Origin of the sequence: Xanthomonas cannabis pv. cannabis, from assembly GCF_000802365.1 — a bacterium.
Taxonomy (GTDB): Bacteria; Pseudomonadota; Gammaproteobacteria; order Xanthomonadales; family Xanthomonadaceae; genus Xanthomonas; species Xanthomonas cannabis.
In genome coordinates this window covers 1-19392 of the sequence record NZ_JSZE01000017.1, presented here as the reverse complement: position 1 = coordinate 19392, position 19392 = coordinate 1, and the positions used below count along the sequence as shown (strand labels likewise).

The 19392-nt window shown below is 65.5% G+C and carries 19 protein-coding genes; 8 read left to right on the top strand and 11 right to left on the bottom strand.

Features of this window, described 5'->3' with window-relative positions:
- Positions 1-8: 8 nt before the first annotated feature.
- The 6 genes from map to OZ10_RS04185 all read right to left on the bottom strand — a co-directional run bounded on the left by map (position 9) and on the right by OZ10_RS04185 (position 5763).
- Positions 9-785, bottom strand: coding sequence for a type I methionyl aminopeptidase (map, locus tag OZ10_RS04210; RefSeq protein ID WP_039564008.1), 777 nt, complete (start codon positions 783-785; stop codon positions 9-11).
- Positions 782-1009 carry a ParD-like family protein gene (locus OZ10_RS04205; protein WP_039405934.1) on the bottom strand — a complete coding sequence of 76 codons (228 nt, stop codon included), beginning with the start codon at positions 1007-1009 and terminating at the stop codon, positions 782-784. The genes map and OZ10_RS04205 overlap by 4 nt, the downstream gene beginning before the upstream one ends.
- A gap of 464 nt (positions 1010-1473) precedes the next feature.
- Complete coding sequence (locus tag OZ10_RS04200; RefSeq protein WP_236726796.1) at positions 1474-3219, bottom strand: chloride channel protein; 1746 nt, start codon at positions 3217-3219, stop codon at positions 1474-1476.
- Complete coding sequence (locus OZ10_RS22800) at positions 3120-3848, bottom strand: chemotaxis protein CheB (protein ID WP_236726797.1); 729 nt, start codon at positions 3846-3848, stop codon at positions 3120-3122. The genes OZ10_RS04200 and OZ10_RS22800 overlap by 100 nt, the downstream gene beginning before the upstream one ends.
- Positions 3849-3956: 108 nt before the next feature.
- Entirely contained in the window at positions 3957-4490 is a 534-nt protein-coding gene (locus OZ10_RS22675) for a hypothetical protein (protein ID WP_039405940.1), read from the bottom strand.
- A 349-nt stretch (positions 4491-4839) separates the two neighbouring features.
- On the bottom strand, positions 4840-5763 hold the full coding sequence (locus tag OZ10_RS04185) for a LysR family transcriptional regulator ArgP (protein WP_039405942.1): 924 nt from the start codon (positions 5761-5763) through the stop codon (positions 4840-4842).
- Between the two features lie 104 nt (positions 5764-5867).
- On the opposite strand from OZ10_RS04185, the gene OZ10_RS04180 reads away from it, so the two are divergent.
- The 5 genes from OZ10_RS04180 to OZ10_RS04160 all read left to right on the top strand — a co-directional run bounded on the left by OZ10_RS04180 (position 5868) and on the right by OZ10_RS04160 (position 9636).
- On the top strand, positions 5868-6482 hold the full coding sequence (locus OZ10_RS04180) for a LysE/ArgO family amino acid transporter (protein WP_039405944.1): 615 nt from the start codon (positions 5868-5870) through the stop codon (positions 6480-6482).
- Between the two features lie 158 nt (positions 6483-6640).
- Entirely contained in the window at positions 6641-7591 is a 951-nt protein-coding gene (locus OZ10_RS04175; protein WP_039405989.1) for a nucleotidyl cyclase domain-containing protein, read from the top strand.
- 210 nt (positions 7592-7801) lie between these two features.
- Entirely contained in the window at positions 7802-8050 is a 249-nt protein-coding gene (locus OZ10_RS22030; RefSeq protein WP_039405992.1) for a hypothetical protein, read from the top strand.
- 151 nt (positions 8051-8201) lie between these two features.
- On the top strand, positions 8202-8543 hold the full coding sequence (locus OZ10_RS04165) for a hypothetical protein (protein ID WP_039564007.1): 342 nt from the start codon (positions 8202-8204) through the stop codon (positions 8541-8543).
- A gap of 541 nt (positions 8544-9084) precedes the next feature.
- On the top strand, positions 9085-9636 hold the full coding sequence (locus OZ10_RS04160; RefSeq protein ID WP_039405993.1) for a CPBP family intramembrane glutamic endopeptidase: 552 nt from the start codon (positions 9085-9087) through the stop codon (positions 9634-9636).
- Positions 9637-9831: 195 nt separating this feature from the next.
- On the opposite strand, the gene OZ10_RS04155 is transcribed toward OZ10_RS04160, so the two are convergent.
- On the bottom strand, positions 9832-11625 hold the full coding sequence (locus OZ10_RS04155) for a methyl-accepting chemotaxis protein (protein WP_039405947.1): 1794 nt from the start codon (positions 11623-11625) through the stop codon (positions 9832-9834).
- Positions 11626-11787: 162 nt separating this feature from the next.
- On the opposite strand from OZ10_RS04155, the gene OZ10_RS04150 reads away from it, so the two are divergent.
- The gene (locus OZ10_RS04150; protein WP_081419294.1) at positions 11788-12618 is read left to right on the top strand and encodes a YoaK family protein; all 831 of its coding nucleotides are present in this window, start codon (positions 11788-11790) and stop codon (positions 12616-12618) included.
- A 107-nt stretch (positions 12619-12725) separates the two neighbouring features.
- Here the strand turns inward: OZ10_RS04150 and OZ10_RS04145 are convergent, their stop codons facing one another.
- Positions 12726-13370, bottom strand: a complete 645-nt coding sequence (locus tag OZ10_RS04145) for a LuxR C-terminal-related transcriptional regulator (RefSeq protein ID WP_039405954.1) — start codon at positions 13368-13370, stop codon at positions 12726-12728.
- Complete coding sequence (locus OZ10_RS04140) at positions 13363-14802, bottom strand: sensor histidine kinase (protein ID WP_039405957.1); 1440 nt, start codon at positions 14800-14802, stop codon at positions 13363-13365. The genes OZ10_RS04145 and OZ10_RS04140 overlap by 8 nt, the downstream gene beginning before the upstream one ends.
- A 212-nt stretch (positions 14803-15014) precedes the next feature.
- Here OZ10_RS04140 and OZ10_RS04135 point away from each other — a divergent pair, with 212 nt between their 5' ends.
- Positions 15015-15923: a bestrophin family protein gene (locus OZ10_RS04135; protein WP_039405958.1), complete on the top strand. Its 909-nt coding sequence runs from the start codon at positions 15015-15017 to the stop codon at positions 15921-15923.
- Between the two features lie 14 nt (positions 15924-15937).
- Positions 15938-16852, top strand: a complete 915-nt coding sequence (locus OZ10_RS04130; RefSeq protein ID WP_228890624.1) for a universal stress protein — start codon at positions 15938-15940, stop codon at positions 16850-16852.
- A gap of 434 nt (positions 16853-17286) precedes the next feature.
- On the opposite strand, the gene OZ10_RS04125 is transcribed toward OZ10_RS04130, so the two are convergent.
- On the bottom strand, positions 17287-17550 hold the full coding sequence (locus OZ10_RS04125; RefSeq protein WP_039405961.1) for a type II toxin-antitoxin system TacA family antitoxin: 264 nt from the start codon (positions 17548-17550) through the stop codon (positions 17287-17289).
- A 642-nt stretch (positions 17551-18192) separates the two neighbouring features.
- A protein-coding gene (locus tag OZ10_RS04120; RefSeq protein ID WP_425598925.1) for an IS3 family transposase occupies positions 18193-19316 on the bottom strand; the annotation gives its coding sequence in 2 pieces (ribosomal slippage) (positions 18193-19055 and positions 19055-19316; 1125 coding nt in all).
- Between the last annotated feature and the right edge of the window lie 76 nt (positions 19317-19392).

Genomic DNA, 19392 nt, shown 5'->3' with positions numbered 1-19392 from the left:
CGGCGGTCTCACCCCACCGGGCACAGCGGTGTTTCGCCGGGCCGTAACGTCAGCACACGCACACCGGTGCGCGTGACTGCCACGGTATGTTCAAACTGCGCCGACAGCTTGCCGTCGCGCGTGTACACCGGCCACTGGTCCGGCTGCGAGCGGATCGCCGCACGTCCCTGATTGATCATCGGCTCGATGGTGAACACCATGCCCTCCTGCAGGGGCAGGCCGGTGCCCGGGCGGCTGTCATGCAGGATCTGCGGCTCTTCGTGCATCTGCCGCCCGATGCCGTGCCCGCAGTAGTCCTTGACCACGCTGTAACCGTGCTCGCGCGCATGCCGGGCAATGGCATGCCCGATATCGCCCACGCGCGCCCCCGGCCGCACCGCGGCAATGCCCTTCCACATCGCCCGGTACGCTGCATGCACCAGCCGCCTGGCGGCATAGGACACCTCGCCCACCAGATAGGTAGTGCTGGAATCGGCGATGAATCCGTGCTTTTCCAGCGTGATATCCAGGTTGACGATCTGCCCGCTGCGCAACACGTCATCGGCCGATGGCACACCATGGCAGACCACATCGTCGATCGACGCGTTGAGCACGTACTCGAAGCCGTATTGGCCCTTGCTGGCGGGCCGCGCACCCAGCTCCTGCACGATCATGCGCTCGACCAGCGCATTGAGTTCCAGCGTGCTGCGTCCTTCCAGCGGCACCTGGTCCAGCGCATGAAACACCTGCGCCAGCAGCTGGCCGGCCGTGGCCATCGCTGCGACCTCTTCCGGCTGCTTGATCATGCCCGTCCGGGCTTGAGAACCTGCGGCTTCAAGGCCTGTGGCCGCACCCCTGCCGCGCGCAACTCCTGCGCCACGATGTCCTGGAACGACATCGCCGGATGCATCTCGCACAGCATGCCGACCTTGATCCAGAAATTGGCCTGCGCATTGATCGACCGGCTGCTCACCGTACAGGCGCGGCGCAGTTGGTCATGCAGATCGTCGTCGATATTGACGATGCCCATCGGTAAGCTCCTGATCGCGAATATACGCAACGTATATGAAACATATATCTGCAGCAAGCAGCCGCTACCGAGCGTCGCCTCTGCCGGGTACCCCTCGCATCAGACAGGACACTGCACAAACTCCGCATCGCCACACGCCACCTACTGCGCGTCACTCCGGTCGGCACAACCCGCCTGGCTCCATGGACGCTCATCGTCTCGATGGGCGCTCATCATCGAGCGTGCCCATGACCGTGTGGTCGGCAACCGCCTCACGCTGGCGTGTCTGGCCGTTGTCAGCGGCCAACGTCGGCTTCAACGAACCCAGCAGCACGCCGCGCAACAGGTCCGCATAGCGGCGGTAGTCGGCCGCACAGGGTTGGCGTGCGGGGGTGCCGGGATTGGGTCACTGGTTGCGTGGCCAGGCGCTCACGCCTTCCCCACCAATCGCGGGAACGATCGGCTGATCACGCCTGCCTTGCGCATCAGTCGTCGCCGATGACCCGCTCGCCCATCAATTCGCGCTCGCGCTTTTCCAGCTCTTCGGCATAACGCTTGCGCACAAATCCTTCGGACAACACGCCCAGCACGTGTTGATCGACATCGATCACGGCCAGTTCGTCGGCTTGCGTCGCGTCGAAGACCTTCATGATCGCCACGATGTCGGTCTGCGCCAGCAACGCTGCATCGCGGTGCTTGGCGTAGTTGCTCACCGGAGCGTCCAGCTGTACGCCATCGGCATACAACGCTGCCAGCGGCACCACACCGGCATAGCGGCCGGACGCATCTTCCAGCACCACGCGCTGGGTCGAGCCCAGCGGAAAACGCCGCCGGAACTCGCCCACGCTGATGTCGTGCGCAGTATGGTTGGCATCCTTGCGCATCATCTTGCCTGCCGATAGATGGCGTACCCAGCCCACATCGCGTGCGCTGCGGATGTTTTCGCCGCGCAGATGCAGCCGCCAGGTCGAAAACGAGTAACCGAATACCTGGCGTACCACGGTGTTTGCCACCAACACCGCCGCCATCACCGCACTGGCCAGCACAAAGTCATGCGTGCCTTCCAGAATCAGCATCGCCATGGTCATCGGCGCACCTACGATCGCCGCGGCCAGTGCCGCCATTCCGACCAGGGAGGCACTGGTGGGGTCCACCACCGCGGCGCCCAGCAACAGGTTCACGCCCACCGCAAACAAGCTGCCGACCAACGAGCCCATGAACAATGATGCGAAGAACAGGCCACCGCGGAAGCCGAAACCCAGCGAAATCCCGGACGCAAGGCATTTGAGCACCAGCAGCGTCGCGAGCATCTGCAAGGTAGCGCTGCTGGTCAGATCCAGATGCAGGGCGCCATGGCCAGATGACAGCACCTGTGGCGAATACAGTGCCAGCGGAATCAGCAGCAATCCTCCAATGACAGGGCGCCCCCACAACGGCAGCGCGAGTCGCCCCACGCCGCGCTCGATGCCGGCCACCAGACGCATGACGGCGATACCGATCAATGCGCAGACCAATCCGAGCGCAACATAGATTGCGTAGTCGCGCGGCTGCAGCTGGTAGGCCACCGCCGCTGGTAACGAATAGGGCGCGGCACCGAGCGCATTGGCCATGAAGGCGCCAGCCAGCGCTGCGGCGGCCACCGGAGCCAGCGCCGACGGCGTGTAGGCACCGATCACGATCTCGAAAGCATAGAATGCGCCCGCCAGCGGTGCTCCAAAGGCGCCGGCAATCGCTCCGGCTGCACCAGCGCCCACCAGGGTGCGCATATCCGCACGGCGCACCCGCAGTACACGACCCAGCTGCGAGCCGGCGCCGGACCCCATCTGCGTGTAGGTCGCCTCCAGGCCTACCGACGCGCCGAAGCCATTGGACAGCAAGGTTTGCACTGCGACGATCAGGTTGTCGCGCATCGACATACGCCCACCATGCAATGCATTGGCTTCCACCGCATCCACCAGCGGGCGTTTGCGCCGACGCGCCAGCACAACCACCATGCCCACCAAAAGCCCGCCCAGCGGCAACGCCAGCAGCTGCGTGGCGGTGATCGAGTCGGCCGTGCTGAGCCGCGCGTCCGGACCAAGCCCATACAGCCAAGCCTGCATGCCGTGCGCAATACCGGACTGCACCACCATCAACGCCGCAGCGAGTAACCCGACCAGGGCCGCCAACCCAATGAACCACAGGTCGTTGACACGTAACTGCCGGCGTAGCCAGTCCACAGGTCGGCGCACCAACGCGCCGGGGGCGGGCGAAGTTTGTGTGTGGTCGTGAGAATGTGTCTGCATGCCAGGAGTGTTCGCCAGATCAGCGCATCGGCCGTGCCGACGCCAGTTGCTGCACTAGTGTGCACGAGCCCGGCTGACCTGAGGGGATGCCACGCAGGGCATCCGTGCGCCGCAATAGTGACAGCTGTTGCCACCGCACCACCGCAGGCCTGGATCGCCTCCAGCCCGGCGGCGCCGGCGCCCAGCATGCCGGACAGCAACACCCCCACCACGCGCGGGCCAAACGCGAGTGCGGCCGACCGGAACAACGCATCGATGGCCGGACGCGACATGTTCTCGCGCGGCCCTACGCCCAGGGCGAGGCGCTCACCGTTGAGCATCAAATACCGATCCGGCACCGCCACATAGATGTGCCCTGGTAGCAGCACCTGTCCGTCTTCAGCCACGTGTACGGTGAACTGCGGCGCGACGCGACGCACCATGCTGCCCATGCCATCGCCGCGCGCAGACAGATGCATGACGACCAGGATCGGCGCGGGCAGCCTGGTCCGGACAGGCAGCAGCCCGCGCAGGCGTAGTCCGCTGGCGATGCGATCACCCGGGATGGCCCGGACATACGCGCGGATCGAAGGCACCGGTGCGGGTGCAGTCCTGCACGGCAGCACCAACGGCACAGCCGCTGCACGTTCCCCCTTCAACCGGTAGGCCTGGCACGGCGACGGCGACGATCGGTCGGGCCGTGATCAGTCGCGCATGGCGCCGCCCTGGACCTGCGGTTGACGCCGGCGCGTCTTACCCATCAGCCGCCGCAGCGCCGGCCACAGTGCAAAATGGGCAGTTGCAGAGACGCTGGCGATCGCCACAAAGACGATGCAGGGCAGCACCGCGCCAAACACGAAGGTCATGCCCAACACGAAGCCGAACAGATATTCGGCACGGTACGCGCGGACCACCACTGCGCACAGCAGCAGCGTCACCAGCACACCGAACGCGACCGATTCGTTGCCGAGCACGAAGGCGACCGATAGCGACCCGCCAGCCGCCCACGCGCCGACCGCGCCTGCCACCGCGTTACGGAACACCGCACCATCGCCAGCGGCCCGGCCTGCCACCACGCTGACGGCAAGCCAGCCCACCAGCGGCAAGCTGAGCAGCCCCCACCAGTTGGAGATGGCAGGCAGGTCTGCGCGGTTCAGCAGGTGATGGCTACGCACGCCGCCGTGGCTGTACTCCCACGCCAGTTGCGCGATGGCGACCAGCATACCCAGCAACGGCATCCCCCAACGCCACCAAGATCTGTCCCGCTGTGCCATCCGTGCTCTCCTGGTGGTGGTCGTTGCGTACCCTGCGTCGCCATGCGCTGACGCACGACCACTTTGCCGCAGCCATCCGCGCGCCACGTGTGCTGGGCGGCACCATGACTTCTGGACGTAATCATCGCCGCAGTCGCGCACGCGGGGTCACCACCACGCACCGGCAAACGCTGCAGTGCGACTGCACACCGGCACCGGCCTCATGACGCAGGCGTGTGGACGGCGAGGTCGCCATGCACGACATCCATGCCGATATCGGCAGTGTCGTGCTGATGCGCAGAGCGTGCATGTGGGTATCGTCCGGAAGGATGGCTCAACGGCGCACGGTGGAACTGCGTGCCTTTTTCGAATGCATCACCGTGGCGGCGGCGTCGCGGATGGCGCTGGTGATGTGCTGGAGCGTGCTGGACCTGACCGCCGAATACTGCCAGTACAGCGGCACATCGATATGAAGCGTGGGCGAGATCAACACCACATCCCCGGCATCCACGGAGGGTGATGCCAGTGCATCCGGCGCAAGACACCAGCCCATCCCGCTGGCAGCGGCGCGGACGAAGCCGGTGGACGTGGGCAGGTAATGAACCGGTGGCTGCACCCTGGCACGTGTGACATGCCGGATGAATCGTGCCTGCAGGTCGTCCTTGCGGTTGAAGGCCAGCAATGGCGCCCGCGCCAGCGACGCGGCCGACACGCCGTCAGCGAAGTGTCGGCCTGCAAATGCCGGCGAAGCGATCGCCACGTACCGCATCACGCCCAGCGCATGCACGTTGCAGCCCTGGATGGGGCGAGGCTCGGATGTCACCGCGCCGAGCACCGTGCCGTCGCGCAGCAGGCGCAGCGTGTGGTCCTGATCATCCACCCGCACATCCAGCAGATAGCCATGCGCGGCGTGCAGCCCCGCAATGGCCGGGATCACCCAGGTGACGAGCGAATCGCCATTGACCGCGATTGCAATGGATTGGGTGCCACGACGTTTCTCCGAGCGCGCAAACACGTCATCGACTTCGGACTCCAGCGCCTGCAATGGGCGCACGCGGCGCAACAACTGCTCGCCCGCCGCAGTGGGGCGGCAAGGCGCGTCTCGTACGATCAAGATCTGGCCCAGCCGGTCTTCGAGCGCCTTGATCCGCTGCGAAACCGCCGACTGGGTAATGGACAGGTAACGCGCCGCCGCCTCGAAACTGCCCTCATCCAGAACCGCCGAAAAGGCCGCAAGCTGTGGATGCATGAGAATCATCGTGGCGCTCCATTAGGAGCGCTAATGCTGTAGAAGAATGGATCGTTTGTCTAATGCGCGGCCTGCGCCAATGCTGGCACCTGTCATTGAGACCGGTGCCCCACATGTCCATCACTGCCCTGCTGGCCGGCTTCCTCGCCGGCGCCGGCCTGATCATCGCGATCGGCGCCCAGAACGCCTTCGTCCTGCGACAGGGGTTGAAGCAGCAGTACGTTGCACGCGTGGTGGCCGTCTGTGCCCTGGGCGACATCCTGCTGATCGTGCTTGGCGTTGCCGGCATCGGTGCACTGGTCCACCGCTATGGCGGGTTGCTAGAGGTGCTGCGGGTGGGCGGCGCCTGTTTCCTGGCGGCCTATGGCGTACTCGCCGCCAGGCGTGCCTGGCGCGGATCGGGCGGCCTGTCCGAAGCACCCGAAGCGCAAGCCGGCCCGTATCGCGTGCTGCTCACCTGCGCGGCGTTTACGTTTTTGAATCCACACGTCTACTTGGACACGATGGTGCTGCTGGGCAGCATTTCCACCGGTTATGCCGGCCAGCACCGCTGGTTCTTCGCGGTGGGCGCCTGCCTGGCGAGCGTGACCTGGTTCACCGCACTCGGCTTCGGTGCAAGGTTGCTGAGGCCGGTCTTCCGCGCCCCACCGGCCTGGCGCGTCCTCGATGCAGGGATCGCCGTGTTCATGATCGGCCTGAGCGTTGCCCTGCTCATGCGCCCGCTGTGAATGCGCAGCGCATGGTGCACACGACGACGACGCCAGCGATCGGGCATGCGCGCACTTCCCGCGCACTGACGCCTGCTCGGTTCATAAAGTCGAGGGTGCATCCGCTATAGCTCCGATCGATCCTGCCGCTATGGGTTGAATCAATGGAGCAAGCCTGCATGGCCAACGAACTCACAACCCAGGTGCCCTTCGCTGGCCTGGACGACACTGCCGGGGAACTGCTGCAGCGCCTTGCGGAGCTGACACCGCTGAAAACCTGGGTGCTTGCAGAAATCAAGAACGACCATTGGATCATCCGGGCCTGCACGGACGCGTCCTTCGGCCTGGCGGTGGACCAGTTCTTGAGTTGGCCCGAATCAGTCTGCCGCAGCATGATGGTCATGGGCGGGCCGCAGTTCGCACCGGATCTGCAGAAGTTCGAGCACCTGGCGCAGTCGCCGGTGGCCAGCAGACTCGGCATTGCAAGTTACCTGGGCGTTCCCATCCGCATCCCCGGCAGGGTGGAGGGCATGTTGTGCGGCCTGGACGACCGCGTCGTGGAGGGAAAGGTCGAGCATCTCCTGCCGCTGGTGGAGACCTTCGGGCGCGTCCTGGCCGGCTCCTGGGCCCAGCACCTCGGAGCGCTACCGCAGCCCACGGCAGATGCGGCGGCCGTGGACGACACACAGACGCTGGCCGGCCTCTACGATCTCGGTGCCTTCCGAGAGCTGCTTCAGGCAGCGGCGGATCACCGCCATCGCACCGAACAGGGCGGCGTGCTGTTGTTCGATCTGGATACCAGCAGCTCGGGAAACCCGCTCGGCTCCGAGCAGGATGTCATGGCGGCCATCGGCGTGCTGAAACAGGCCACCCGGCCGCAGGACAGTCTGGCGCGGCTGGCGCATGGGGAGTTCGCGCTGTTCCTGCCGGGCAGCAGCGAATCCGGCCTGCTCTCGGTGGCACGACGCATCCAGTCGTCGCTACGCTCCAAGGGCCTGAACGCCAAGTGGGGAGCAAGCTGGTTCAAGGAGATGGGGCAGCTCAACAACATCGACCACCTCATCAAGGTCGGGCCACTGCGGCCATCCAGCCCGGTCAGCGACGCGCCAGCCATGGCGCCGGTCAACTGACGCGCAACGTTTCAGCATGCGCCAGGCACTGCGATGTCGAGCGCCCAACGTGGATCGATAGGCGCCCCCTGCAAGCGGGCTCACCCACGCCGACAGAACCTTCATCCCCTCCCTTCGATACTGCGGCCTTGTCGCGCTCGCTACCGGGCGCTCATCCGCTGACGCTGCTGCACGGTCAGCAGCGGCCGCTGTCTTCAAGAGGGCTTGCTTTTGGATACCCCGACTGTCCGGGACGTAGGCGAGTATCTGCTCACCGCCCACGTCTGCCCACTGCATGGAAAGTTCGTGCCGGAGCTTCTGGTGTCCCGGCCCGGCGGCATTACCCTGCGTCGCCATTGCCTGCCCGGTGCTGCGTTTGCGGACCGCGACACGGCCTATGACTATGCCCGGCAGTCGATGGCCTTGTGCCAGGTGTCGAATACGGGCCTGGTGACCCTGTCGAACGTCAGCCTGGCCTGACGCTCCGACAACGGCGGGCTGCGACCAAGCGCCGGGAGTGCACCTGTCCACAGGAGCGGCCTGAGCCCTTTACGCCAGTAATGGCGGCCAGCGCATTGTGTGCGCTCGAAGAAATCAGCAAGCGATCCACCTCCTCCATCGACATGGCACGATGGGCTTGGCCGACGGATGCCACGGCCCGCACTGGCGGGTTTGGCAAAACAATCGCCTGGACGAAACCACGCAGCAGAACGCTGCGCTGGTGGAAGAAGCCACCGCCGCTGCCCGCGCGATGGAGGAGCAGTCCGTGCAGCTGACCGAGGCCGTTGCAGTGTTCAAGGTCGATGGCGGCGTGACCAGGCCAGCGCGCGTACTGGCGGCGGTCGCACCGGCGCGCAAGGCCGGCAGCCGCAAGGCAAAAACGACTGCCCCCGTCACCTCCAACCGACACGCGACCAAACAGACGCACGTGGCGGTGGCTGCATCCGATGGCGGCAACTGGCAGGAGTTTTAGGGCCGGCGCGCGTGTATGGGCCTCGACCGGGCCGCGACCGGTGCGGCCCGACTCGATCACATGATGTTGCTGACCATTGAACCAGTGGAGCGAGGCGCGGGTCCGATGTGCTGCTTGCGGCTGTTCATCGCTGCAGGACTTCGGGCAATCCAATGGTGACGGTCAGTTTTTCGCATCGCCCGGCGCATCTCCAGGCGCCTGGTCTGCAAGCGCCGCCCTGGTCAGACAGCGGCCGTGCAACGTCCATCCGCGATGCCAACTTCTCGATGCACTGACCTTTGCCGGTCAATGCGTCGGGCGAGGCAACCGCGCTGAGGGGCCAGCGACACGACCATCACTTCTGGCATGCGACGCGCACGCCGTGTCGCCGCTAACGTCGATGACACCGTTCAACGTGTCATCAGGCATGCATCATCCAGATCCATCACATCCTGCCGTGCAACCGGGCCTTGCCGTGCTGCGGCATCCTCTTTCGCGGCTTGTCATGGTTGCGGCCATCCTGTTCCTGGCGCACGTGCCTTGGCTGCCGTTTCCGTGGCGGATGCCTCTGGTCGGTGTCGCTGGTCTTGCGCTGGTCTGGGTCGAAACGCGCTCGGCGCGTGCGTGCGGACTGGCGCCAACCGCGTTTCGCGCCGTGCTGGGTTGGACACTGTTGCTGGTGGCGTTGGTCATCGGACTGATCAATCCGGTGGTGCAGCCACTCATCGACACGTTGACCGCAACCCGGACCGACTACAGCGCCTACGGCGCGCTTCGCGGCAACATGGCGGCGGCCATCCAGCTGGCTGGTGGCGCCTGGCTCAGTGCCGCAGTGGGCGAAGAACTGGTCTTTCGCGCGTTCCTGCTGCACCAGCTCGATCAGATGCTGGGCCGCCATCGCGGCGGGCGGCTGCTTGCGGCGCTGGCCGCAGGCGTGGTGTTTGGCCTGATGCACGCCGCGCAAGGCATCTCCGGCGTGCTGCTGACAGGAATCGTCGGCACGCTGCTGGGCGTTGTCTATCTGCGCTCCGGGCGCAACCTCTATGCGCTGGTAGTGGCGCATGGACTCATCGACACCTGGGGAATCGCCACCTTGTATCTGGGATGGTATTAACGCCAAGCGTCGCGGACAGACGGTGGCGACGCCACACCGGTGACCTGCGCGCTGGCGGCGTGAGAGCCATTGGATACGACATGTACAACTACAAGGCTTGGCACGGCGTGACCGAGCCTTGCCATGACGTGCCACGCAGATGACACCGGCGACGATGCGCGCAACGCACGCACATCGCCGCAATCGCTCACCCGATCAGCCCACCAGCGCCAGCGCCGGCTTGGCAGCGGTGCCGCGCCCACGGTCGGCCACGCTCTGCACCAGCAGCGAGGCCTGGTCTTCCAGCGCGCGTGCCGACGCGGCCATGGTGTCCACCAGCGACGCGTTCTGCTGGGTGGCGGTATCCATCTGGATGATGCTCTGGTTGATCTGCTCGATACCGGCGCTCTGCTCGGCGCTGGCATTGGCGATGTCGCCCATGATCTGGTTGACCCGGCTCACCGACGCGAGCAGCTCCTGCATGGTCTGGCCCGCCACCGCCACCTGTTCGGCGCCCTGCTTCACCTTTGCGCCGGAGTCGGCGATCAGGTCGCGGATCTCCTTGGCGGCATTGGTGCAGCGTTGCGCCAGGCTGCGCACTTCCGAGGCCACCACGGCAAACCCGCGGCCCTGCTCTCCTGCCCGTGCCGCTTCGACTGCTGCGTTGAGGGCGAGGATGTTGGTCTGGAAGGCGATGCCGTCGATGACGGTGATGATCTCGCCGATCTTGCGTGATGACGCCTCGATCTGCGTCATCGTGGCGACCACGCCATTGACCAGCTCACCGCCCTGCTGCGCCGTGCTGGCCGCACCGCTGGCCAGCGTGTTGGCCTGGCGTGCGCCTTCGGCATTCTTGCGCACGATGCTGGTCATCTCCTCCATCGAGCTGGCCGTCTCTTCCAGTGCGGCGGCCTGCTGCTCGGTGCGGCGGGACAGGTTGTCGTTGCTCTGCACGATCTCGCCCGCGGCCTGACTCAGGGTCTGCGCCACTTCGCCCAGCTGGCGTCCGGACTGGATATCCATCAACGCGCCCACCGCACGCAGCGGCGTGCCGTCGGCTGCGCGCTTGGTCAGGCCGCGCGCCCGGAACCAGCGGTACTGACCGTTCTTCAGCTGCAGGCGGTATTCGATATCGAAGCCGGTGCGCCCGCTACGGTCGTTCAGATGCGCCGCGAATGCATTGAGCGAGCGCGCCTTGTCTTCCGGATGCAACCGCGAGGCCCAACTATCGAGCACATTGGGAAACTCCTGCTCATTCTCGAATCCGAGCAGGTTACGGAACTGCGGCGACCACCAGAATTCGTTGCTGGGGTTGATCGGATCACCGGCGATCACGCTCATGTCCCACAAACCGTCGCTGAGCATCTGCGAGCCCAGCTCGAAGCGCGTCAGGGTGATATCCAGAAAGCGGTCGCGCTTGCGCCGCTCGGTGATGTCGGTAATGGAGCCGGCAACGCGTAACGGCGTGCCGTCTGCATCGCGCGCGGTCGTACCGAAGGCACGGAACCACCGGTACTCGCCGGACTTCAGGCGGATGCGGTTTTCCACGTCGTAGGGCGTGCGGCCGCTGCGGTCGGTCAGGTGTGCCGCAAAGGCGTCCAGGGTGCGCTGCAGATCGTCCGGATGCAGGCGCTGCACCCAGCTGTCGAGCACATTGGGAAAGTCCTGCTCGGACGTGAAGCCAAGCAGCCGGCGCATCTGCGGCGACCACCACACCGGGTTGTCCGCATGCCCCGGGTCACCGGCCACGATGCCGATGTCCCACAGGCCATCGGTGGTGCCGTCGGCGACCAGGTCAAAGCGCCCCTGCAGATGCTGCAGTGCCCGTGTAGCGTCTTGCGCCATTGCCTGCGCCTGCGCGCGTTCGCGCTGCAGGGTGGCCAACTGTTCGGACAAGCGCCTGGCCACGCCCTCGGGCACCACCGACGGCCATTGCGGAGCGCCTGCCTGCAGCAGCGTGTCCAGGGCGCGGCCCCATTGCTCGGTGTTGGGTGTCTTGGCAAACCACATGGCGGTCTCTTCGATTCCAGGGGAGACCCCGCTAGCGGCAGCAACCGAGCTGTTCTTGAGCGGGTTGAGCACCGCGATTGGGCCGTCAGTCAGTCTGGCGGCGCACAGGCCTCGCAGTGCGTTGCCACCGGCGGCAGCGCTGTGCCGCGTCGGTCGGCGCAGATGTCGGCCCCGGCGACGTACGTGCTTTCGGTTTGTCGTCGCGGATGCAGACCAGACCCATTCGCCTGCAGGCCCAAGAACGCGGCATGGGCCGCCCGCAGCGCCCACGCTGGCAAGATAGGCGCCTGGGTCGAACAGGAGCGGAACGTGGGACTGTATCTGCCGCGGCGCGTCTGGCTGGGGGCAACCGTGCTGGGATTCACCGCCGGCATCGTCAATGCTGCCGGCTATCTGGGATTCAAGCACCAGGCGCTGAGCCATCTGACCGGAACAGCGTCGCTTGGGGCGCTCGCTGTGGGGGCCGGGCACTGGCGCCTGGCCGCGGAACTGGCCGCGATCGTCACCAGCTTCGTGGGCGGCGGGCTGCTGGTCGGGCTGGTCCTGCGCGGGCGCGCCCTCTCGTGGCGTTACGTCGGCCTGCTCTGCGTGCAGGCCGCCTTGCTGCTCGCCGCATGCGCGCTTCTCGGCAGTGGCCATGGCTGGGGTGGCTGCCTGGCGGCAGCGGCGTGCGGCCTGCAGAACGCGATGACCACCTTCTACAACGGCTCGGCGATCCGCACCACGCATCTCACCGGTTTTTTCACCGACCTGGGCTTGCTGCTGGGGCAAGGCCTGCGCGGCGATGCCCTGCCATGGCGCAGGCTGTCATTGGGCAGCCTGGTGCTGGCCGCATTTCTCGCAGGCGGCGTCTTTACCGCCACGGCCTTCGGCTCCTTCGGCTTCCAGGTTCTCCTGGTTCCGGCAGCGCTGGTTGGCAGTCTTGCCGCCGGCTTGGCGCTTCATCTCGCACGGCATGGCAGCGTAGAGCGCCCTGTGCATGCATCGAAGTGAGCAACGTCGGCCTGCCCTGGCTGCCGGCCGCCGGCCGCCGGCCGCCAGCAGACACGCTGCTCGAATCCGCACACGCGACAGCGCCTCGCGGCCGTGCAGCGGCACCGTTACACCAGGTCGCGGTAATCCTGCAGGATCACCATCACCAACTGGCTGCGCGAGCGCACATCGAGCTTGTTGAACAGCTGCTGGAAGGTTGCCTTGATCGCGCTTTCCGAGCTGCCCAGCTGACGTGCGATCAATTTGTTGGACTGCCCGCGCAACAGCCCCCGCAATACCTCACGCTCGCGATCGGTGAAACTGGGGCGGCTTTCCTGGGTGCCCTGCACCACCAGCGATTGCAGATAGCGCTGATCGATCAGCACCCGGCCCATCGCCACGGCATGGATGCTGTCGATGAGTTCATCGGTAGACACATCCTTGCGGCAGATGCCGGAGACGCCCAGGCGGATCAGGGCCAGCGCGTCGCGCTCGGGCAGGCCGGCCGTGACCACCAGCGTGGCCGGGCGGCGCGCCTGCTCGGCCTGGCGGCGCATGTAGTCCAGCGCGTTGTACTCGCCCATGTCGTAGTCCAGGATCACCACGTCCGGCGCCAGCGATGCGATCTGCACGATGGCCTGCGCCAGCGCGCCGGACTGGCCCACCACCTCGAAGCGCGCATCGGCGCCGAGCAGGCGCAGCAGCCCCTCGCGGAACAGCGTGTGGTCGTCCAGCAGGTACAGCCGGACCGGTGGGCGCGGCGCCTCATCCATCGGGCAGCTCCGCATGCGGCGCATGCGCCAGCGGCAGATGCAGCTCGAAACACGCGCCCTGCCCGCCGGGCGCGTAACGCAGCAGGCCGCCCTGGTTGGCCATCAGTGCCCGCGAGATGTACAGCCCCAGCCCGGAGCCATCGCTGTCGCTGCGGAACGGCTGGAACAGGCGGGCTGGCTCGGCGATGCCCGGCCCGGTGTCGCGCACGCTCACCACCGCACCGCCCTGCTCCAGGCGCGCACTCACGATCAACTGCCGGCGTTGCGGCGGCAGCCCCTGCACCGCGCGCAACGAATTGCGCGCCAGATTGAGCAGCACCTGCAGCAATGCATGGCGGTCGCCCTGCAGCGACGGAAACTCGGCCGGGATCTGGATGATCAGCTGGCCGTCGATGTCTTCCCAATCAGAGCGGATGATCACGTCCAGCTCGCTGCACAGCGTCTGCAGCCGCGTTTCGTGCACCTCATCGGGCAGCTGCCGGCGCAGGTTGAACGAGGCCAGCTCCATCAGCGCCGCCACCAGGCTGCGCAGCGCAGCCAGATCCGGGTCTGCGCCGATAGCCGGATGTCGTGCCAGGTTGGAGGTGACCACGCCTGCGGCCGAACACAGGTTGCGGATTTCGTGCGACACCGCACCGGCCAACAGCCGGTTGTTCTTCAACACATCGTCAAAATGCGCGGACTCGCGCGCGCGCACTTCCTCGCTGGTATCGACCAGGATCGCGGCCAGATGGCGCTCCTGGCTGTCTTCGTAGACCGAGAACCAGGTGGTGGCCGGAAACCGGGTGCCGTCGCTGCGGCAGCCCCAGGTGCTGGCCGAAGTACGCATGCCATCCAGGTTGGCGCTCATGCTGAGCGCATCGTCGAGCAAGGGCAGGAACTCGCGCACCGCGCGGCCTTCCAGTCCACCGTCGTCGGCCATGTCCAGGATCTCGTGCGCGGCCCGGTTGGCGGCCACGATGCGGCCGTCGCCGGCCACGGTGAGCAGCGCTGCCGGGCTGCTTTCGGCCAGCAGGCGCAGTTGCCGCTCCAGCCGTCGGCGTAGCCGCTGCTCGGCACGCAGCTGCACGTAATGCGCAAGGATCACCCGCCGCGTGCGGCTGATCTCTGCCACCAGCAGACCGCAGCCGGCATAGGCGATCGTGGCCATGAAAAACCGCAGCGCCTGTTCGACCAGGGTCTCCTCGGTCACGAACAACCCGCGCAGCACGGCGCAGGCAATTGCGGCAATGACGATATCGCGGCGTGACAACACCGTGGCGGCCAACACCACCGGCAGGATGTACAGCAGCCCCAGCGAGACGCCCAGGTGCGAATACCACTCGGCCCACACCAGCGAGGCCAGCATCGCCAATGATGCCCACAGCGTCGGGCCGCGATTGAGTTTGACCACCTGCCCGCGCCACTTGAATGGCAGCCTCAGTCTGTCCATCGCCCACCGGTGCACTTGCGCTGCAAATTTGTTCCTCGCCACATTTTCAACGCCACAACATGCCGGCCTGGGGCGCAGATTTCACCCTATCGAAAGATAGCCCGGCCGCATCGTTCGGACCGCCTGCAGCCTGTCCGATGCCGGCGCAAGGATGGCAGACACAACCGTGCAGGCCGGGTGTAATGCGGCCACCCCACCTTGGCTGCCCCCCCATGATCACCCGCGATACGTTTCCGTTGCGGCGCATCTGGCCCAAGACCTACAAGCGCCTGCTGGTGCTGCTGGCCTTCGACTGTGCCGTGGCCGTGCTGTACACCTTCTTCGACTGGCACTGGCTGTCCATCGAAGCGCTGCCGCTGGCACAACTGGGCTCGGCGCTCACTATTTTTCTGGCATTTCGCGCCAATGCGGCCTATGGCCGCTGGTGGGAGGCACGCCAGCTATGGGGCGCGCTGGTCAATACCTCGCGTGCCATCGCACGCCAGGCGTTGACCGCTCTGGATGTGGACCCCAACGACCCGCGCCAGCGCGCACTGCGCGATGACATCGTCGTCCACCAGGTCGCCTTCGTCCATGCGTTGCGCTGCCACCTGCGCCGACAGAATCCCTTCCCTGAACTCACCGGCCTGCTGGGGCAGGCACGTGCCGACGCATTGCGCAGCTACGCCAACATCCCCAACGCCCTCACCCTGCGCCTGGGCCAGCAGCTGCAGCAGGCGCGCGACCACGGCATGCTCGACAGCCTGCGCTGGTCGTCGCTGGACGCCAACCTCACTGGGCTGGCCAATATCCAGGGCGCCTGCGAGCGCATCAAGAACACCCCGTTGCCGCGGCAGTTTTCATCGCTGCCCAGGACGCTGGTGAACATGTATTGCTGGCTGGTGCCACTGGGCCTGATCGCCGGCATGGGCCTGGCCATGCCGATCGCCTCGGTCCTGATCAGCTTCACCCTGATCGCCATCGACAGCGCCAGCAGCGCCATTGAAGACCCATTCGAAAATACCGTGCACGACACCCCGATGACCGCGTTGTCGCGCGGCATCGAGCTGACACTGCGCGAAATGCTGGGCCAGCGCGTGCCACTGCGCGAAGTGCGCGCCATCGACGGCTTCATCTACTGACAACGGAGAGTGCCATGCAGACCACGCCAACCCACCTGATCTTTGCGACCAACTTTTCCGAAACCTGCCACGCGGCCATTCCCACCGTGGCGCAACTGGTGGACCGCCTGCACGCCCGCCTCACCATCCTGCACGTGCATGCCAAGGGCAAGCGCGCGCAGGCCCAGCAATCGCTGGACGCGTTCTTTGCCGAAGCCTCCAACTATCCGGGCTGCGAGCGCGCGCTTGCCAGCGGCCCGGCCGCCGCCGGCATCGTCTCGTTCTGCCGCAGCCGCGACGACGCACTGCTGATCATGCCGCCGTCCGAACGCACTGGGCTGCCACGGCCACTGCATGTCTCGCTGCGTGCACGCGTGCTCGAACGCGTCGCCACCCCCATGCTCACCCTTCCCTACGCCGACGCCATCCCGCGCGACGGCGCGGGCGGCGGCCATGTCGCCTGCTGGATCACCGGCCGCGAGACCAGTCTCGACACATTGCGCGATGCCGCCGCCATGGCGCGCCGTCGCGGCGCCGACCTGCACCTGCTGCACGTCATGCCGGACATCAGCGAAGGCCTGCTGGTGGACAGCCTGTTCAACGACAAGCCCCTGACCGAAGCCGCAGCTGCCAGCTGGCTCAGTGACCTGGCCCTGCAACTGCACGATGATGACCTGCGCGTGCGGCTGCATGTGGCCGTGGGCAACCCACGCCGCGAGATCGCCGGCCTGCTCAAGCGCGCCTGTGCCGACGTGCTCGTCGTCGAACACGACGCTGTCGTCCGCCGCGGTGTCTGGCGCTCCTCGCTGCAGGCCACCCTGGCCAAGACCCCCTGCGTGCTGATCTGCCTGCCACCGTCGCATCTGCGCCGCCCGGCCATCGGCACCACACCCAACCAGGACACGCCGCGACGCCGCCGCGGCCGCACCAGGTGGTTGCTGCGCGCGTAAAAGCCCTCTCGCCCGCCCCGGTGCGTTCATGCCGGCTGTCAAACCGCTTCGCTGTCTCACCTGCCACCCGCAAGCAACAGACCCAATCAGCGAGCGACCGCATGTGCCAGCAGGAATCCCCATGCCCCTTACCCTGCTCTGCTGATGAAACCGCCAAGCGCCCCATCCGGATCGCGGGCACCGGGTCGTTGGGCAGGCGCTTGCGATCCTGCTCCTGTAACGCTGTCAGCAAGAGCTGAGCTGCTGGCAAGGTGGAGTAGCCCAGAATGTTGCCAGCAACCTCATCATCCACCAGGACACGGGTCGTGCTGATGCCATCGCGATGGTGCTGCACCGCCTGCCGCCGCAGATAAGCATCCAGTGTCGGCTCCTTGCAGCTAAAGCTATTGCGGTCGCGCCGCTTTGTACGGAGCTACTCAACGATCAACACGCACTCAGCCCTGCGCAACGCGGGAGAGTGCCTTGTCCAAGTTGGCATTGGGCTGGAAGGGTGCGTCCAATGCTTTCAGGAATCGCTTGGATTCCTCCACCGACAACGTCACCGTCAACTCAGCGGCCATGACGCTCTCCACCTCGCGCATGACTGCATCACGCACAAAATCCGAAAGCGACATGCCACGCAGATCGGCAGCACGGGAAATGCGCGCCTTGTCGGCAGGGTTCAAGCGCAGGTCGAAGCGGGTGGGAATGTTGACCATGGCAAGCTCCTATTTGTACGAAACAGTACCGTATGGACCCATATCCAATGACCTACCCTGTCCTAGCCGGACGCCGTAATCAACCTTCAACGACCTCGGTGGCTTAGCCACGACAGCATGACAAGCGTTGCGCGTGACAGCCGTTAGCGGCAGACGGGCGCTTCGGCCAACGCTTGGCACAAGAGATTGGGCGACACGGCTCTCTGCGTGAGCTGCGACGCGCGTGCTCGCCCGCTGGCTACAGCGTCCAGGCTGAAAGAGCGTCAGGCACGACCACGTCGTGCCGGAGATTCTCGAAATGAGCTACGCCGACTCCAACGCTTTCCCGTTGACACGCGCCGTGAGCCGGAGCGAGTATTTGGGCGTCGCCGCACAATCGGCGACCGGAATTGGCGTTCCGAACCAAAAGGCGCACCAGCGCCCATCGATCGATGCACGGCGCTTTTTTATCGCCCGCATCGCCGCGGGTGCATGCCGGCCAGCTTTATGGCGGGCGGTGCGCGGGGGCCGCAAGGCCCACCGGTTCCTTTTGGCCGGCACGCCAACCGCGCACCGTCCGTCACCCCGATTGGCGTCTGGGTGACGGATTCCAAAATACAAAAGGAGTCCAGCATGTCCTACGACACTGACCTCCTCCCCACATCAGGTCCGAACGGAACTGGAGAATTCGGCTTTGGGTGGGGGAGCGAATTGGGCGGCAAACTCGGCTGGCGGGACATCGCCGATCGATGAGTGCGTCCGGAAATGATTGTAATCGACCCTCCAGTTTTCGATCTTCTCACGGGCGTCGTCCAGCGACAGGAACCAGTGCGTGTTGAGGCACTCATCCCGGAAGCTGCCATTGAACGACTCGATGAACGGGTTGTCGGTCGGTTTGCCGGGCCGGGAATAATCCATAGTCACGCCGTTGTCGTAGGCCCAGCGGTCCATCACCATCGAGATGAACTCGCTGCCATTGTCGGTCTGGATGCGTTGCGGCAGGTCACGTTGATAACGTAAGCGTTCCATCACTGCCACGACATCTTCGCCTTTGAGATTCTGATTCACTTCGATGGCCAGACTTTCCTTGGTGAAGTTGTCCACAACGGTCAAGGCCCGGAAGCGGCGTCCGTCGAATAAGGCGTCGGCAACAAAGTCCATGCTCCAAACCTGATTGGGTGCAGTCAGCACCGTGCGCTCCAGGCGATGTGCCGCCGCCTTGCGTCTGCGCGGACGTTTGCGCCGCAGGTTAAGGCCAGCCTGGCAATACAGCCGATACACACGCTTGTGGTTGGCCTTCCAGCCTTCCCGCCGCAACAGCACGTAGATCCGCCAAAAGCCATAACGCACCCGCACTGCAGCGATCTCTTCGATCCGTCGAAGCAGTGGCGCATCATCATTGTCCCGAGGCTGGTAGTAAAACGCCGAACGACTCTGCTTGACGACAGTGCAGGCTCGACGAACCCCAACGCGATACCGATCGACAAGATGGCCCACGAGCGTCTTGCGCTGCGCGGGCCTCAGAACTTTTTTGATAGCACGTCCTGCAGCATGACCTTGTCCAGGCTCAGATCGGCCACCAGCTGCTTGAGCTTGCGGTTCTCTTCCTCAAGCTGGCGTAGCCGACGCAGTTCGGCAATGCCGAGACCGCCAAATTTCTTGCGCCACGCGTAGAACGTCGCTTGGCTGATACCCATCTTGCGGCAGATCTCCTCGACCGTGGTACCGGTCTCGGCCTGCTTCAGGGCGAACGCGATCTGCTCTTCGGTGAACTTCGACTTCTTCATGGCGACGGGCCTCCTTGGGCCTGAGTGTCGCCGAATTTTCTAGTTCTGGCTGGTCCAAGTTATAGGGAGGAGGTCA

What these genes read in the sequence shown, in the direction of transcription:
- map (WP_039564008.1), bottom strand. Translation starts at nt 785, where the DNA reads ATGATCAAGCAGCCGGAAGAGGTCGCAGCGATGGCCACGGCCGGCCAG.
- OZ10_RS04205 (WP_039405934.1), bottom strand. Translation starts at nt 1,009, where the DNA reads ATGGGCATCGTCAATATCGACGACGATCTGCATGACCAACTGCGCCGC.
- OZ10_RS22675 (WP_039405940.1), bottom strand. Translation starts at nt 4,490, where the DNA reads ATGCCGTTGCTGGGTATGCTGGTCGCCATCGCGCAACTGGCGTGGGAG.
- OZ10_RS04185 (WP_039405942.1), bottom strand. Translation starts at nt 5,763, where the DNA reads ATGATTCTCATGCATCCACAGCTTGCGGCCTTTTCGGCGGTTCTGGAT.
- OZ10_RS04180 (WP_039405944.1), top strand. Translation starts at nt 5,868, where the DNA reads ATGTCCATCACTGCCCTGCTGGCCGGCTTCCTCGCCGGCGCCGGCCTG.
- OZ10_RS04175 (WP_039405989.1), top strand. Translation starts at nt 6,641, where the DNA reads ATGGCCAACGAACTCACAACCCAGGTGCCCTTCGCTGGCCTGGACGAC.
- OZ10_RS04165 (WP_039564007.1), top strand. Translation starts at nt 8,202, where the DNA reads ATGGGCTTGGCCGACGGATGCCACGGCCCGCACTGGCGGGTTTGGCAA.
- OZ10_RS04160 (WP_039405993.1), top strand. Translation starts at nt 9,085, where the DNA reads ATGCCTCTGGTCGGTGTCGCTGGTCTTGCGCTGGTCTGGGTCGAAACG.
- OZ10_RS04155 (WP_039405947.1), bottom strand. Translation starts at nt 11,625, where the DNA reads ATGTGGTTTGCCAAGACACCCAACACCGAGCAATGGGGCCGCGCCCTG.
- OZ10_RS04150 (WP_081419294.1), top strand. Translation starts at nt 11,788, where the DNA reads ATGTCGGCCCCGGCGACGTACGTGCTTTCGGTTTGTCGTCGCGGATGC.
- OZ10_RS04145 (WP_039405954.1), bottom strand. Translation starts at nt 13,370, where the DNA reads ATGGATGAGGCGCCGCGCCCACCGGTCCGGCTGTACCTGCTGGACGAC.
- OZ10_RS04140 (WP_039405957.1), bottom strand. Translation starts at nt 14,802, where the DNA reads ATGGACAGACTGAGGCTGCCATTCAAGTGGCGCGGGCAGGTGGTCAAA.
- OZ10_RS04135 (WP_039405958.1), top strand. Translation starts at nt 15,015, where the DNA reads ATGATCACCCGCGATACGTTTCCGTTGCGGCGCATCTGGCCCAAGACC.
- OZ10_RS04130 (WP_228890624.1), top strand. Translation starts at nt 15,938, where the DNA reads ATGCAGACCACGCCAACCCACCTGATCTTTGCGACCAACTTTTCCGAA.
- OZ10_RS04125 (WP_039405961.1), bottom strand. Translation starts at nt 17,550, where the DNA reads ATGGTCAACATTCCCACCCGCTTCGACCTGCGCTTGAACCCTGCCGAC.